Here is a 15,929-nt window from a genome sequence, read left to right on the forward strand (position 1 = left end):
TAAGTTTTGATCATTCTTTAAAGAAATAGCCATTATTATTTGCCATTTTTTAAGCATTTAAGCTATGTTGAATAAAAATGATGTAGGTAAAGAATATGACTATTTTAGAATTATTAGAAATTAAACATCCCATTTTTATTTCACCAATGGCTGGTGTTTCCACACCTGAACTTGCAGCGGAGGTGTCTAACCAAGGCGCTCTTGGTGCACTTGGGTTAGGTGCAAACACACCTGAAGCAGCTAAAGAACAGATCATTAAAACACAATCATTAACTGATAAACCTTTTCAGGTGAACTTCTTTTGTCATCAATCTGAACAGCTTGATCACGATGTAGCACAACAATGGATCAACTACCTACGCCCTCATTTTGAGAAATTTGATGCACAACCACCCCAACAACTGAATTGTATATATCCTAGCTTTTTAGACAGCGATGATTATTTGGATATTGTTTTACAAACCCAACCCAAAGCTGTCAGTTTCCATTTTGGCATTCCCAAAGCTCATCAAATTTCTGCACTAAAACAAGCAGGAATTATCACCATGGTTTCTGCAACAAATTTAATTGAAGCCCAAGCCATTGAAGCTGCTGGTATAGATTTGATCATCGCTCAAGGTATAGAAGCTGGAGGACATCGCGGTATTTTTAATCAAGAATTTGATGCAGCTATTAAAACTTTAGATTTGGTGAGCTTAATTTCAAAACATTGCAAAATACCTGTGATTGCTGCAGGCGGTATTATGAATGGTGATCAAGTTAAACAGATGATGAAAGCGGGAGCTGTAGCTGTTCAACTTGGAACAGCATTTGTTCAATGTAAAAGTTCAAGTGCAAATGCAGCTTATCGAAAAGCATTGTTTAGTCAAAAAATCACCCAGATCAGTGCGAGTTTATCTGGTCGCCCTGCACGTGGCTTATTGGGCACATGGCATACAGAAATTGACTCACCACAGCGACCAAAAGTTCCAGCCTACCCATACACTTATGATCTAACCAAACAACTGATGGCTATTGCCAACAAACAACAAGAATTTGGCTACAATGCATTTTGGGCAGGTAGTAATGTTGCACAAATTCGTGAACTTGAAGCAGCTGATCTCATTAACCAATTGGTTTTAGAAATGAAATCATATTAAGCACTGATCAAGGCAGAATTAAAAAACCGATCTATTGAAGATCGGTTTTTTAGTGCTTATTTAATCAAGTCTAACAAGGTGTGCTGAGCATTATGTAGCTCCTCACCTTCCGCAGGTTTAGCACGCTCCCAAACACCATCACCTTGCAATAACCATGCTTGCTGATTATCTTTCAGATAGTTAAGCAAACCTTGTTGATAAATACGTTTTTTCAATGCAGGGTCTTCAATTGGGAAACAAGCTTCAACACGGTTGAATAAATTACGATCCATCCAGTCTGCACTCGAACAATAAATACGAGGATTTCCATTATTGCTAAAGTAATAAACACGGGTATGTTCTAAGAAACGCCCAACGATCGAACGGACACGAATATTTTCTGACAGGTTCGGTAAACCAGGACGTAAACAGCAAATTGAACGAATAATTAAATCAATCTGAACACCCGCTTGAGATGCCTCATACAATTTATTGATCAATTGAACTTCAGTTAAAGCATTTACTTTGACGATGATTTGAGCTGGCTTACCTGCTTTTGCATTAGCAATTTCATCATCAATATAGTTAATCAATTGAGCATGTAAAGTAAATGGAGCATGCAAGAGCTTCTTCGGCTTCGCCATTTTGCCCATGCCAGTTAACTCTTGGAATATGCGATGTACGTCTTCACATAAATCTTTGTCTGTCGTCATCAAACCATAGTCCGTATAGATACGGGCATTGGTTGCATGGTAATTACCTGTACCCAAATGAACATAACGGACTAGTTTATTATTCTCACGACGCACAACTAAGATCATTTTGGCATGTGTTTTGTAGCCTACGATGCCGTATACAACGACCGCACCTGCTTCTTGCAAAACGTTTGCAACCTCGATGTTTGACTCTTCATCAAAACGAGCCCGCAATTCAATTACTGCTGTGACTTCTTTACCATTCCGTGCAGCTTCAGCAAGTACCTGAACAATTTCAGAATCAGCACCACTTCGATATAAAGTCTGCTTAATTGCAAGCACTTGTGGATCACGTGCTGCTTCACGTAATAATTGAATTACAGGTGCAAAAGATTCGAATGGATGATGCAGCAAAATATCTTGCTTTTGCATCGCAGAAAACACACTTTCGGATTTCTTGAATGCTTTTGGAATAATTGGTGTGTGGGAATCATATCGTAAATGCGGACGTTTAAAATTAGACAACAAACGCGCCAAATTTACAGGCCCATCTACACGATAAAGTTGTTCTTCATTTAGATCAAATTCATCTAACAAATATTCATAGATGTGTTTTGGACAATTATGAGTTACTTCTAAACGTACAGCACGACCAAAACGACGAGAACTTAACTCACCTTTTAAGGCTTTCGCTAAGTCTTCAACATCTTCGTTAAGAGCTAAATCGGCATTACGTGTTACACGAAACTGATAACAACCCGTCGCTGTCATACCAGGGAATAAATCAGATACATGCTCATGAATAATCGCAGATAGCATGACATGATGTTCTTTTCCACCTGTCAGCTCATCTGGTAAACGAACCACACGCGGTAATGAGCGCGGTGCAGGGACGACAGCTAGATCAATTTGACGACCAAAAGCATCTTTACCTTCCAAGGTCACGATAAAGTTTAGACTTTTATTCACTAAACGAGGAAATGGATGCGCTGGATCAAGACTAATTGGCGTTAACACAGGAGCGACTTGCTCTTGAAAATACTTTTTAATCCATGCTGACTGTGCAGGTGTCAACTCACCACGGCGTAGGAAACAAATGTCTTCTTCACGCAACTTAGGTAAGATCTGCTCGTTTAGAATTCGATATTGTCGTTCAATTGCAGCATGAGCAGTAACAGAGATTTGATCTAAAACTTGCTTTGGAGTTAAGCCATCTGGTGTGCGACTTTCATTGCCCAGAGTTAGTTGCTCCATCATCCCTGCAACACGGATTTCAAAAAACTCATCTAAATTGCGGGAAAAGATCAGTAAGAAATTCATACGCTCCAATAACGGATGAAGTGGGTCGACAGCCTGTTCCAAGACACGTAAATGGAAATCGAGGATGGATAATTCGCGATTAATATAACGATCGTTGTAACTATATTCTATTGGCGTTGTTGTCGTCACTGCCGTATTCATACTGAACCTTGTTATTTATGCATTCATCTACTGATAATTTAAGTATGCTGCAAATTTATGTCAATTTGGTAAAAAAGCCCAAAAATATTGAGCTTTTTTAATCGATCGGATTATTCTGGAAGCTGTGTTCCGTTCATATATCTCAATATGACGCGTTTGCGATATTGCAACTTACGGTCATTACGATGATCTTGATAATACTTAGGATTTGGTAACAACGCTGCTAAAAATGCGGCTTGTTCACGTGTTAAGCTTTTTGAACTTTTCCCATAATAATATTGTGTTGCAGCTTCAACCCCATAAATATTTTCACCAAATTCTACAGAGTTCATATATACCTCTAAAATTCGGCGCTTTGACCACATCCGCTCCATCATCCACGTTGCAACTGCTTCCTGTCCTTTGCGAATAAACGAACGTTGGTTGTATAAAAATAGGTTTTTTGCCAATTGTTGAGAAATTGTTGATCCACCTGCAACCACTTCACCCTTCTCATTATTACGTTCTAAAGCATGCTGGATACCTGCCCAATCGAATCCATGATGATGAACAAACTTCGCATCTTCGGCTGCAAGAATTGCGTGCTTAAAGTTGTCACTAATCTCATCATAATCTCGCCAATCTTGCTGAATTGGTTTCATATCAGACCAATAGTCCAACCGCATAAACATTGTGGTTTCAACTGGATTGGTTCTCCACCAAACTAAACTTGCAAAGATCCAAAGTTGGATGAGGAGTATCACTCCAATAATCAACATTACTGCACGTGCTAAAAAGGCTTTCATTAAAGTGCATCACTCCTAGGGCAACGAATTCATGCTAAGCTGTTTTTTATATTGATGACTAGCTTAGACACATATGACTGACATGACACCACCACAAATCAATCAAAAGTTGAGAATCCATACATGGTGGTTTACCGCATTACTTATTGCCGTCAATGTCAGTTTATTTGGTTGGCAAATTCTTTCAGGTGTGAATATTACCGACCCTTCACCTCTAGATGCAATTGCTTGGGGTGCAGATTTTACGCCACTTACATTCTTATCTCAGCCTGAGCGCCTATTTACTAGCATGTTTTTCCATTTTGGACTCATCCATCTGATGCTAAATATGTGGGCGCTTTATATTTTTGGCAATGTAGCTGAACAACTATTTGGCCGTTCCTATTATATAGGTATGTATTTTCTTGCTGGTTTAATGGGAAGTGTATTATCGAGTTATCTCTCGATTCGAGATGCATATGATTTGCTACAAAACTTTGATGCTGCTTTATTACCTCGTATTAGCGCAGGTGCATCAGGTGCTGTTATGGGACTCGGTGCTTCATTGACCGTAATTTCATTATTGCCTCAACTCGCAAATCAACGTTTTATTCTAGATAAAAAATCATTACTCATGATTATGGCAATCAACCTTGTGTTTGGTTTCACCGTATCTGGCATCAACAATGCCGCACATATCGGTGGCATGTTGATGGGTGGTTTGTTAGCGGGCTTATGGTATCTGTCTCAAAAAACACAACGAACGGGTGTATTCCAATTTATAGCACTGCTTGTTGCAGTCTCGACTTTAAGCATCTTTTATTGGTATTGCACCCGACTCAGCACAGAACTCACTTCTTTGTGGACTGAGATTCTGCGCCAAAATCAGATCAGTTTTTAAGACTGATTAATTTCTCTTAAACTTTGCAAAGGTGGTATATCACAGAGATAGCTCAAGCGATAACGACCTATCAATGTACATACCACCATCATCGTCAAAGGAAGAATAATCCAGATTTCTGGATGCCATTGAATAGACATTTGCATTTTATAGCTAGCGATAGCACTGATCACCTCAGCAAAAAAACACGCCACAACACCTGAGACTAATCCAATAAAACCGATTTCTAAACTCAACATGCGTTTTAATCGATTCTTAGCGATCCCAAATGATCTTAACAGTGCCACTTCTCGACGACGTTCATCCATCAATACATTTAAGCACGCAATCAAGACTAAAATGCCTGACAAACCAACCAACATTGCAAGTACTGTCACGATCTGAACCAACACAGTCATCAAACGTTTCACTTCATCTAGAACACGTCCAACATCAATAAAAACAGTATTTGAAAATTGCTGAATCAACTCAACCATTTTTGCCTGATCAGTTGGCGGAACATAAAAACTACCTAAATAACTTCCAGCATTTTCATCCATCGTTTTAGGTGAAAAAATGAAAAAGAAATTGGGGCTAAAACTTTCCCATTCTACGGAGCGTAAATTAATCACGGTTGCATTCAAGCTTCCTTCAGGCAGACTAAAGCTCAGTTGATCGCCAATCTTGATTCCAAGTTCACTCGCCAATTTTTCTTCAACAGAAACTTGCCCAGTTTGAGTAAATGTTGAACGTCCTTGAGTAATCACATTATCTTTAGGGTACTCAGAGGACTGCGTAAGATTTAATTCACGACGTAATGAGTTATTTTCTTTGATCAATTCTGGAGAGAAAGCTTCACCATTTTTTGAAATCAATCGACCTCGAATATTTGGATACAACGGCGTTGAACTCCAATCATTCTGTTCCAACGATTGTTTCAACAAAGGCATGTCAAATGGGGGCAGACCATACACAAATTGGTTAGGTGTTCCCTCTGGAAGTTGTTGTTGCCAGCGCTCAAGTAAGTCTGTTCTCAATACACTAAGTACCGTAATTAAACTTAATCCCAATGCAAGTGCCGTAATTTGCAATGCAGTTTGATGCGGTATCCGAACATAGGCAGATAATGGGTGCTTTAATTGTTTGATCAGTTTGAGAAGCAACCAAATAACAGCATATAAGACTCCACAAAGCACAAGAATTGCAGCGAGAACCATTAGGCTCAATTGTAAATTATCACTAAGAACTAAACTAAAAATCATTAAACTGATCGTGCCGATAGCAAACATTGCTATATAGGATTTGCGTGAACGTTCTTGTTGACGAATTACGCGTATTGGCGGCGTATTTAATAACTCCCAAATACTCGGCAGAATAAAACCAATCAAAACCATTACACTGGTGAAAATAGCAATCGGTAATGCCATCAGGATATCAAATATAGCAAAACTAACTTGTAGTTGCGGAATGAGCTGCAACATCAATTGCAATAATCCATAGCCTAATGCGATTCCAATCAGGCTTCCTAACACGATGGAAATAGCACTTACCAAGGCTAACAAGCCTAAATAAGCAATCAATATCTGTTTCTTACTTGAACCCAAACACCGCATCAAAGCAATATGATCTTGGTTTTGTTGTACATAACGTTGACTAGTTAAAGCAATCGCAATCCCACAAAGCAAAATAGTAAGTAAATTGGCGAGCTGTAGGAATGTATCCAAATTCTCGATTGGTTTCATTAATCGTGTATTGGACTGACTAGCATCACGCAATCGAAGTGAAGTTTGTTCCGAATTTTCTACAGATGAATTTGCATTCGGAGAGGTTTCATCCTCTTGATGAGTTTGCTGCTTATAAATCGTTTTAAATGCATTTACTTGTTCTAGCTGACCTGCCATCAATAAACGATATTCAATCCGACTCCCGACTTGAATGGCATTTGTCTTCGCAATATCCGCCTGATGAATAATAACTGTTGGTGAAAATCCAGAGAAACCTAACTCTTGATTTGAATCATGTTCAATCACGCCTGTGAAAGTAAATGTTCCATCTGCAATTGCAACTTGTTCACCTAATTTAACTTTGAGTAAATCAACTGCCCGTGGGCTTAACCAGACTTGATTTGGTTGTATTGATTTGGCTTGGGGTTCAATTTCTAACTTGCCTCGTAGAGGAAATTGATCATTGACCGCTTTGACATTAACCATGACAAATTGATCTTGGGTATGTGCCATAGAACCAAATACAGTGACTGGAGAATGCTTCAAGTTCAGCTTATTCGCTTGCTCTATCCAACTGGACTGAATCGGATGACTATCCGACAACACCAGATCAGCTCCAAGCATTTCAGCTGCTTGTAAGGTCACAGCATTTTGTACTTGAGTGTTGCTAAATTTCAAAGCCGTTGTCGCGCTGATCGCCAATGAAAGTGCAATAATCAGTAAATACAAACCACCCGTTCGAAAACTTTGTATCAGTAAGGGCTTTAAAATAGAACTCATATTGCCCCTCCTGATCGAACAATCTCCTGAATCTGACCATCGATGAGTTTGACATGACGTTGATAAAGTTCAGCTAAGTTTTGATCATGCGTGACTAGAACCAATGTTGTTCCCAACTCTTTGTTTAAATCAAAAAGTAATTGTTCAATCTCTTCTGCAGTTTGCCCATCTAAATTACCTGTGGGTTCATCTGCAAAAATTAATTTAGGTTCAGCAATCAAGGCACGTGCAATAGCGACACGCTGTTGCTCACCACCAGATAAAACTTTGGGTGTTTGATGAGCCTGTCGAATCAAACCAACACGCTCTAACCATGCCAACGCTTTTTTCTCAGCATCTTTAAATTGGAAGTCTGGTTGTAAACGCATCGGCAGCATGACATTTTCTAAAGCACTCAACTGTGGAAGAAGTTGAAATGACTGGAATACAAACCCAATATTTTCTAAACGAACTTGTGCTCGCTGCTCCTCTGTTAGCTGATGTACATCTTGACCGCAAACCGTCAATTCACCACTACTAGGACGATCCAAAGTCGCTAAAATCCCCAATAATGTTGACTTTCCTGAACCTGAACGTCCCGTAATTGCAATCTGCTCTCCCTGATAAATTTCCAAATTAATTTCTTTCAAAATCGTTAAATTTTGCTGATTAATTTGAATGGTTTGTGTAACTTTTCGAGCAGAAATAATCGGTTGTGGCATGATGTCACGTATCCTTTAGAACAAATTTTAAGTGCTATGCAAATATCTAAAGTTATCTTGTTCGTTTCTAAAACACTGGGAGCGCTTGCAATATGTGTATTCCCGACAATCGTTTCAGCTAAGACTATATTGATTGTGGGAGATAGTCTGAGTGCAGGCTATGGAATAGATGTCAAACAAGGCTGGGTTAACTTATTACAACAACGGCTTGACCAACAGTATCCGAAAAAACACAAAGTGGTCAATGCAAGTGTAAGCGGTGAAACAACAAGCGGTGCACTTGCAAGAATGCCTAAGCTATTACAAACCTATAAGCCTGAAATTATGGTGATTGAGCTAGGTGGTAATGATGGACTCCGAGGACAACCACCTCAAATGATCCAACGTAATCTTGCTCAGTTGGTACAACTCAGTCAAAGACAAAAGGCAACAGTTTTACTGTTTGGTATGAAGATACCACCAAATTATGGAACGGCGTATAGCACAGCGTTTGAAAAAAATTATAAAGTTGTAAGTCAGCAATACAAAGTTAAGCTTTTACCTTTCTTTTTGGAGGGTGTAGCGGGTAATAAAAATCTTATTCAAAAAGATCAAATTCATCCAAATGCTCAGGCGCAGCCGATCATGTTAAATTCAGCTTATCCATATATAAAAGGTGCCTTGTAGGCCACTACTGTCCCATAGTTTGCTTTAAATAAAAAAACCTGAGTCTAAATAGTTAAAATATGAGTGCAAACAAACACTTTAACTATAAAGGACTCAGGTTTTGTCACATCAGAATACCGTATTTCATCAATTACTCAAACCCATTCTAAGACAAGATTTTGAACGTCTGGCTAAACTGCACCACTCTGGGCAAAAATTAAGATCAGCCACCCGCTGGGATCAGTTTGTTGCCATATTGATGTCCCAACTTTCTTGTCGGCAAAGCTTAAGAGACATTCAATCCAATCTCGAATCCCAGCAGGAAAAGCTCTATCATCTTGGCGCGAAGAGAATTGCGCGAAGCACCTTAGCAAGACTCAACGAAGAACAGCCCGCCAGCCTGTATCAGCAATTGTTCACACAGCTGCTTCAGCGCTGTGAAAACTCTAAAACTGCACATAAATTTAGATTCAAAAATCCGCTGTATTCACTAGATGCCAGTCATATTGATCTTTCACTGTCATTGTGCGCATGGGCAAAAGTACATGAATCCAAAGCCAGTATTAAACTCAGTGTTGGCTTAAATCACAGCAATACCATTCCTGAATTTGTAGCGCTTGGGGATGGTATTGAAAATGATATGGTGCAAGGCAGAGCATTTAAATTTCCTGCTGGCAGCATTATCGTCTTTGATAAAGGATATGTTGATTATCAATGGTTTGCTCAGTTGACACTTCAGAACGTCAGCTTTGTAACCCGGCTACGCCCAAAGACAGTTTATCAAGTTAAATCAAGCCGCAGCGTATTAGAGACTAAAGGGATTATTGCGGATGAATGTATTGAATTGAGCAGTGCGCATGCCAAGAAAAGAGGCGCACCTGAATTATTAAGACGTATAGAGTTTTATGATACAGATAAGAAAAGAACATTCGAATTTCTGAGCAACAACTTTCATCTGGCAGCATCCACCATTGCTGCAATTTATAAAGACCGCTGGAAGATTGAGTTATTCTTTAAAGCCATCAAGCAGAATTTAAAACTGAAGTCATTTCTAGGTCGAAGCCGCAATGCGATACAAACGCAAATATGGATTGCATTAATTGCCTATTTGCTGGTGAACTTCGCTAAACACATGGCACAAGAAGGATGGAGTGTTCAGCGTTTACTGAGAATTATTCAGGTCAATTTATTTGAAAGGAAACTTTTAAGGTCACTCTTTGTGCCTGATAAAAAATGGCGAAAACAAGAAGAACCTCAATTGAGGTTCTTCTTGTGATATTTGTGGGACAGCAGTGCCTTGTAGGCACCTTTTATAATTTGACAATCTATAACTTTATTTAGAAATCAAAAAAAGTCACTTCACCTGTCTCAAGTGAGTATTCAGCTCCTACCACGATCATTTTGCCTTTCTCGATTAAGCTTTCAAGTACAGCGGAACCATGACGCAACTGATTTACTGAAGCAAATACATTAGAGCGTACAGCATGTGCCGATAACTTTTTCAAATCATCTTTCAATTCTGTTTGCATTAAGATTTCAACAGATGGGCGTACACGGTTTACGATCGACATTAAGTTCGAAGAAGGTGCTTGATCAGGATGCTTTAAAGTATCGATCGTTGCTTGAATTGCGCCACAGTGACTATGACCTAATACCACAACAACAGCACAATCATAACGTTCAGCAGCAAATTCAACGCTACCTACTTGAGAAGGTGCAACAATATTTCCTGCTACACGAATAACGAATAAATCACCTAAGCCTTGATCAAAAACCATCTCCGCTGGCACTCGAGAATCGGAACATCCTAAAACAATAGCAAAAGGGTTTTGTTCACTTGCCATTTCAGCACGTTCTTGGTGAGTGAGTTGCTTCTGTAGGGCGGCTTCCCCTTTCACAAAACGAGCATTACCAGCTTTTAAACGTTCTAGAGCTTCATTAGCGGTGAGCATGCTTAAATCCATCTATGATTGACATGAAAAAATAGTTTAATGTGAGGACGATAGATTGTCACTGACAAAAATAAAAACTCTCAAACATTTGGTGATCGATTTATCAAGAAAAATAAGGAAAAAATAATCATTTCATTGGCAATAATTTACAGACATCTGTTGAATATGCAAATGACTATGTTTGAAACTTCAACAATAATCAAAAGGTTTAAAAATAAATCAAGGACAGAAAAATCATGATGAATAGAAGCTTTTCCATACCAATCCGAAAAACACTGACGGCAATCGCTTTCAGTTGCGGTCTGGCTGCAACCATGACAACAACGATGACTCAAGCCGCTGAAATCGAAATGAGTTTCCAAAATGTATTACAACAGGAACGTGCTTGGGCTGGGTTACAAAGTAAAACGCTTAAAGTTGGTGATATTACATGGTCTTATAGTGAAGGTGGTCAAGTCGGTAAACCGATTGTTGTACTTATTCATGGCTTGGCTGGTAGTCGTGATAACTGGAATCGTGTCGCGAATGCATTAACAGGCAACTATCATGTGATCATTCCAGATTTACCTGCTAGTGGAGAAACCCAAGTTCCGAAAGAATTTGATTATTCTGTACCTAATGTCACAGAAAAATTACGCCGTTTTATTGAGGCTGCAAACTTAACAGGACCTGCTCATATTGCAGGACACTCTCTAGGTGGCTCTATTGCGATGCTTTATGCGGGTCAATATCCATTTGAAACCAAGAGTTTATTTTTAGTTGATGCGGCTGGTGTCTACAAAGCTGGAAATACACCTTACTTGAAAGACCCAAATCAAATCAGAAGTATGATCGTCAGTAAAAAAGGCGACTTTAATTTCTTAATGCAGCAAGCAATGCATAACCCGCCGTTTATTCCTAAAGAAATTGCCCAAGCACAAGAAAAGATGATGATTGGACAAATAGAACAAACTCAGAAAATGGTTGACCAAATCATTGCACTCAATAAATTGTTTACACCAGACTCATTTGCCTTACTTGCTAAATCAATTGATGCACCAACACTGATTTTATGGGGCAAGCAAGATAAAATTATCAATGTTGAAGTCGCACCTGAGTTAAAATCACTTTTGAAAAACGCTCAAGCACCTGTCATCTTGGATAATGTCGGTCATATGCCGATCTTAGAAGCAGATCAGCTCGTCGTTCAACAATATCTACCGTTCTTGAGTAAAACCCAAGCCCAAAAGTCGGTGACTGCACCTACTCCTTAATCATTTATTTAGAGTCTTTATGCTTAAACACCCAATGATAGAACAACTGATTGATGCTCAACTGGACTTTTTAGATCAACAGTTTTCGCAATCAGAAACAATTCAACAAGAGTTCTCGCAGTTCTATCATTGGATACGTTTACAACAACTACAACATATTTGGTCTTTTGAACAAATTTATACCTTAATTGAAAAACAGATCTTAAATACACCTGCTAGTTCATTTTTAGTTGAACAAATTGCCGAGCACATTCGATTTGCACTTATTCATCCTTTAAATGATGAAACAACCATTGAAAAAATTATTCCTGTTTTAACGATCGATACGATTGCTCAATACGTTGCAAGTAAAAGTGGACATCGCCAACGCTTAATTAAAACGATTGTTAACAATCCTGCATTTTCTGCTCTGATTACTCAACTTATTCAACACTCTATTCAAGATTATTTGGATAATTCAGTGATGTCTAAACGTGTCCCAGGCGTTGGTCATTTCATGAAAATGGGGAAATCTGTATTAGAGACTGTTACGGACTCTAATCTAAATGACACAGTCGGCCATTATTTACAGAAGAATATTCTTAAAATTAGCCAAATGAGTGAGCGCGTACTCAATCAGCATTTTAATGATGAAAAGCTATATCATTTCCAAGCTAATATTTGGCACAAAATTAAAGTTATGCCCGTTTCCGTGTTAAAAAACTATGTTGAAGTTCAAGATCTAACGCAAACTGTTGGTATGGGACATGAGATCTGGGATCATCTTCGTCAGACACCCTATATGAAACAACAAGTACATGATGGTGTTTACGCATGGTATGCACGCAATCAGGAGCGTACGTTTGATCAACTCCTTCGAGATCTCAATATTAATGAGAGTTTGATTCAAAATGAATTAAGTCTTTTATTAACACCAGTGTTAAAGCGTTTGATTGACACTGGTTATCTAAGACAACGCGCACGTATTCATTTAGAGAAGTTTTATTATTCTGACCAAGTAATGAACATCCTCAATCATGAACAAGGCGCCTAAGCGCCTTGTTTTTTTTATCATTTAAAGTTAGAAACTATACGTAAGTCCTAAATTATAACGTCGACCATCCAACACATAACTATAAGTTTCTGTATCTATTTCCTTATCTAGCAAATTATATACCCCTGCGGCAATTGCGACATTTTGCGTAGGTTTATAATTGACACCAACATCTAGCATGGTATAGGCAGGTTTACCTTTCGCCATCGCTGTTCGACTTAAATAGTCAGATGTTTTACTGCGATAATTTAATCTTGCCCAACTAGAAAACTGATCCGATACTTCCCAATCCGCTGTTGTATTGAACATATGCTTAGGCATTTCATTTAAAGGCTTACCTTTATTGATACCACTCTTTTGTTCTGTATCTGTAAAGGTGTAATTCGCTGATACATTCACATTAGGCAACGCCTGCCAACCAAACGTCAGTTCAGCACCCCGCATATTGGCTTTATCCACGTTCTCACGTAAGCTGACAAAGTCGAATTTTTCACCTAACCAATCACACTCTAAGGCGCCAACATTTTCACCCTGACAGGTTCTAACTTCTGTAATTTTATCTTTGAAATCACTATTAAAAATAGTAAGTCCAGCCGTGATATGATCTAAATTATCCCAGTTGAAAGACACCTCATAGTTAACACTTTTTTCAGGTTTTAGGTCTGGATTACCAACAATTACGCCCTTACTTTGACCACCACCTGTTGCTTGCCCCCACTCTGCTACCGTCGCACGAAGTGCAGGCGTTTTATATCCTGTAGACACGCCTCCTTTAATCACCCAATGATCATTTAAACCCCAAACGCCATAGATTTTTGGACTCCAATGATCACCAAACTTCTCATCTTCATCTAAACGTAATGATGTAGTCAGAGTGAAATCATCTATAACATTCCATGCATTTTCAGCAAACAGCGCCCAACTATAACGATCTAAACTTGAGACAGGTTTTGCCCCTCCCACACTGAGTTGATTGCCTTGATCATCTAATTCTTCTTTTAAGTACATTCCACCAAAACTCAAACTATGACGATCAAAGTTAATCTTGTTAATCGTATTAAAAGTAGTATTGATGGCTTCCATATTGCGTGATGGATTTTCATTTTCTTCACGCTGAATATATGAATGTGTTTCAACAGGACCAAGCTGACCTCGATGAGTTAAGCTGTACTCTGTTCGATAATAATCTGTAAGTGAATCTACTGGAGGATTTCGATCTGTTTGCACAGGAGAGATACTTTTTCCAACCGTTCCATTACGATTTTGAATTGAACGCTGATAGTCCAAATCAATCGTATGCTGATCATTCGGAGTCAGACTCAAGGCTGCACCACCCGCCCGAATTTTCTGCTCCTTGTAACCTCCATAAATCTCGTCTTCATCTCGCTGAGAATATAAGCCATTTGCTTTGAACGACAACAGATTTGCAATTAAAGGACCAGCGATATATGCATTGGTTTGATAAAGATGACCTGATTTTGAATTTTCTTGTAGTGTTGTATCTAGCTTAATAGAACCTGTCCATTCAGCTGTATTTTTTTTAGTAATAATATTAATTACACCGCCCATCGCATCCGAGCCATATAAACCAGACATTGGACCACGAATTACCTCAATTCGTTCAATCGCGCCAATATTGGGTAACCAACCTTGCTCAATCCCAGAATTATCACTATTTGGTCTCACAGAGCGGGTATTTACTTTTTTACCATCGACCATAATCACGGTATAGGCACTTCCCATACCCCGTATACTAATATCACTAGAACTGCCTCCCCCCGTCACTACAACACCTGGAATATCTTTCAGTGCATCTGTGACATCACGATAAGCTTTTTTATTAATTTCTTCTTGTGAAAGTACTGAGATCGAGGCTGCTGCTTTCTTTATGTCTTGTTCAAAACCACTCGCTATCACCACGATAGTCTCTAATTGATTAAGCTCTTGTGTTTTAGTTTCTGCTGCAAATGCAATGGAAAGCATTCCGCTCATCACTGAAAGCGTGAGTAAAGATTTATGGGTTATTTTATTCGACATAGTTTTCACCTAAACGACACAAATCTTAAGATTTGCTTAAAAATTTATGTGAATTCCAACAAAAAACAAGTAAAACTCAATACAAATGATAATTATTATTATTTATATATTCATTAATACACATGATTTTATTGTTATGAAACAATATTAAAAACAAAATAAAGGTTCAAAAATTAAAAAAGAGCCTCATATAGGCTCTTTTTTATTCATAAATGCAATCCTTCAAATTACTTGAAATATGCACCTTCTGATTGAGTATGATCTGTTTGATCTACAACACGGTGTAATTCTGGAACATGCTGTTTTAAAGTGGTTTCAACACCTTGTTTCAAAGTCACATCAATCGCTGAACAACCTTGGCAACCACCGCCAAACTTCAATACGGCTGTTAAACCATGTTCTGGATCATTTTGTACTTCCACAAGGCTACAATTACCGCCATGACCTTCTAAACCTGGATTAATTTCAGATTGTAATACATAAGTAATACGCTCTTCGATTGATGCATCAGGCCCTACACGTGGAACTTTCGAGTTAGGTGCACGGAAAGTCAGCTGACCACCAAAACGATCTTTATTGTAATCAATGACTGCATCAACTAAATAAGGAATCGATGGTGCATCTACATATGCAGGAAAGTCTGGATAATCCTGTTTATAGTCCGTTGGTACCACTTCTTCAGGCGCGCTATAAGCCATACAACACTCAGCACGTGGTGTTCCTGGATGCTCTACAAAAACTCGAACGCCAATTCCTGGAGTATTTTGTTTTGCTAATAGATCACGTAAATACTCTTGTGCAGAGGGAGTAATCAAAAGGTTTGGAATTTCTTCTGCGACAGCAGTGTTGGTGTTCTCAGTCGACATAACAATAATCCTCAAGCTGA

At 38.7% G+C, this 15,929-nt stretch carries 13 protein-coding genes; 6 read left to right on the plus strand and 7 right to left on the minus strand.

The window, feature by feature from the left end; genetic code table 11:
- Positions 1 to 95: 95 nt before the first annotated feature.
- Entirely contained in the window at positions 96 to 1,139 is a 1,044-nt protein-coding gene (locus R2H34_RS12005) for an NAD(P)H-dependent flavin oxidoreductase (protein ID WP_151805576.1), read from the plus strand.
- A gap of 56 nt (positions 1,140 to 1,195) precedes the next feature.
- Here the strand turns inward: R2H34_RS12005 and ppk1 are convergent, their stop codons facing one another.
- Together ppk1 and mtgA are read right to left on the minus strand one after the other, a co-directional pair.
- On the minus strand, positions 1,196 to 3,274 hold the full coding sequence (gene ppk1, locus R2H34_RS12010; RefSeq protein ID WP_004912640.1) for a polyphosphate kinase 1: 2,079 nt from the start codon (positions 3,272 to 3,274) through the stop codon (positions 1,196 to 1,198).
- Between the two features lie 110 nt (positions 3,275 to 3,384).
- Positions 3,385 to 4,059 carry a monofunctional biosynthetic peptidoglycan transglycosylase gene (gene mtgA / locus R2H34_RS12015; RefSeq protein WP_004912643.1) on the minus strand — a complete coding sequence of 225 codons (675 nt, stop codon included), beginning with the start codon at positions 4,057 to 4,059 and terminating at the stop codon, positions 3,385 to 3,387.
- A gap of 73 nt (positions 4,060 to 4,132) precedes the next feature.
- On the opposite strand from mtgA, the gene R2H34_RS12020 reads away from it, so the two are divergent.
- Positions 4,133 to 4,939 carry a rhomboid family intramembrane serine protease gene (locus R2H34_RS12020; protein ID WP_151690906.1) on the plus strand — a complete coding sequence of 269 codons (807 nt, stop codon included), beginning with the start codon at positions 4,133 to 4,135 and terminating at the stop codon, positions 4,937 to 4,939.
- Here the strand turns inward: R2H34_RS12020 and R2H34_RS12025 are convergent.
- A complete protein-coding gene (locus tag R2H34_RS12025) occupies positions 4,936 to 7,422 on the minus strand; it encodes an ABC transporter permease (protein WP_087540011.1) in 2,487 nt (828 codons plus the stop codon). The genes R2H34_RS12020 and R2H34_RS12025 overlap by 4 nt on opposite strands.
- The gene (locus tag R2H34_RS12030; RefSeq protein WP_087540009.1) at positions 7,419 to 8,123 is read right to left on the minus strand and encodes an ABC transporter ATP-binding protein; all 705 of its coding nucleotides are present in this window, start codon (positions 8,121 to 8,123) and stop codon (positions 7,419 to 7,421) included. Before R2H34_RS12030 ends, R2H34_RS12025 begins: the two co-directional genes overlap by 4 nt.
- 42 nt (positions 8,124 to 8,165) lie before the next feature.
- On the opposite strand from R2H34_RS12030, the gene R2H34_RS12035 reads away from it, so the two are divergent.
- Positions 8,166 to 8,789 (plus strand): arylesterase, encoded by a 624-nt coding sequence (locus tag R2H34_RS12035; RefSeq protein WP_171488092.1) that lies wholly within the window; start codon positions 8,166 to 8,168, stop codon positions 8,787 to 8,789.
- A gap of 100 nt (positions 8,790 to 8,889) precedes the next feature.
- Positions 8,890 to 10,044: an IS4 family transposase gene (locus R2H34_RS12040; protein WP_005003123.1), complete on the plus strand. Its 1,155-nt coding sequence runs from the start codon at positions 8,890 to 8,892 to the stop codon at positions 10,042 to 10,044.
- A gap of 61 nt (positions 10,045 to 10,105) precedes the next feature.
- On the opposite strand, the gene R2H34_RS12045 is transcribed toward R2H34_RS12040, so the two are convergent.
- Positions 10,106 to 10,720 (minus strand): carbonic anhydrase, encoded by a 615-nt coding sequence (locus R2H34_RS12045; RefSeq protein ID WP_004963341.1) that lies wholly within the window; start codon positions 10,718 to 10,720, stop codon positions 10,106 to 10,108.
- A 236-nt stretch (positions 10,721 to 10,956) separates the two neighbouring features.
- Between R2H34_RS12045 and R2H34_RS12050 the strand changes: the two genes are divergently transcribed.
- Complete coding sequence (locus tag R2H34_RS12050; protein ID WP_004963343.1) at positions 10,957 to 11,973, plus strand: alpha/beta fold hydrolase; 1,017 nt, start codon at positions 10,957 to 10,959, stop codon at positions 11,971 to 11,973.
- A gap of 19 nt (positions 11,974 to 11,992) precedes the next feature.
- Positions 11,993 to 13,006: a hypothetical protein gene (locus R2H34_RS12055; protein WP_087540773.1), complete on the plus strand. Its 1,014-nt coding sequence runs from the start codon at positions 11,993 to 11,995 to the stop codon at positions 13,004 to 13,006.
- Positions 13,007 to 13,033: 27 nt separating this feature from the next.
- On the opposite strand, the gene R2H34_RS12060 is transcribed toward R2H34_RS12055, so the two are convergent.
- The gene (locus tag R2H34_RS12060; RefSeq protein ID WP_004912665.1) at positions 13,034 to 15,043 is read right to left on the minus strand and encodes a ligand-gated channel protein; all 2,010 of its coding nucleotides are present in this window, start codon (positions 15,041 to 15,043) and stop codon (positions 13,034 to 13,036) included.
- A 227-nt stretch (positions 15,044 to 15,270) separates the two neighbouring features.
- Entirely contained in the window at positions 15,271 to 15,909 is a 639-nt protein-coding gene (gene nfuA / locus R2H34_RS12065; protein WP_087540771.1) for a Fe-S biogenesis protein NfuA, read from the minus strand.
- Between the last annotated feature and the right edge of the window lie 20 nt (positions 15,910 to 15,929).

The organism is Acinetobacter sp. 16 (genome assembly GCF_033439925.1).
GTDB classification, from domain to species: domain Bacteria; phylum Pseudomonadota; class Gammaproteobacteria; order Pseudomonadales; family Moraxellaceae; genus Acinetobacter; species Acinetobacter junii.

Coding starts and splice junctions, on each gene's coding strand:
- R2H34_RS12005 (WP_151805576.1), top strand. CDS start 96: ATGACTATTTTAGAATTATTAGAAATTAAACATCCCATTTTTATTTCA.
- ppk1 (WP_004912640.1), bottom strand. CDS start 3,274: ATGAATACGGCAGTGACGACAACAACGCCAATAGAATATAGTTACAAC.
- mtgA (WP_004912643.1), bottom strand. CDS start 4,059: ATGAAAGCCTTTTTAGCACGTGCAGTAATGTTGATTATTGGAGTGATA.
- R2H34_RS12020 (WP_151690906.1), top strand. CDS start 4,133: ATGACTGACATGACACCACCACAAATCAATCAAAAGTTGAGAATCCAT.
- R2H34_RS12025 (WP_087540011.1), bottom strand. CDS start 7,422: ATGAGTTCTATTTTAAAGCCCTTACTGATACAAAGTTTTCGAACGGGT.
- R2H34_RS12030 (WP_087540009.1), bottom strand. CDS start 8,123: ATGCCACAACCGATTATTTCTGCTCGAAAAGTTACACAAACCATTCAA.
- R2H34_RS12045 (WP_004963341.1), bottom strand. CDS start 10,720: ATGCTCACCGCTAATGAAGCTCTAGAACGTTTAAAAGCTGGTAATGCT.
- R2H34_RS12050 (WP_004963343.1), top strand. CDS start 10,957: ATGATGAATAGAAGCTTTTCCATACCAATCCGAAAAACACTGACGGCA.
- R2H34_RS12055 (WP_087540773.1), top strand. CDS start 11,993: ATGCTTAAACACCCAATGATAGAACAACTGATTGATGCTCAACTGGAC.
- R2H34_RS12060 (WP_004912665.1), bottom strand. CDS start 15,043: ATGTCGAATAAAATAACCCATAAATCTTTACTCACGCTTTCAGTGATG.
- nfuA (WP_087540771.1), bottom strand. CDS start 15,909: ATGTCGACTGAGAACACCAACACTGCTGTCGCAGAAGAAATTCCAAAC.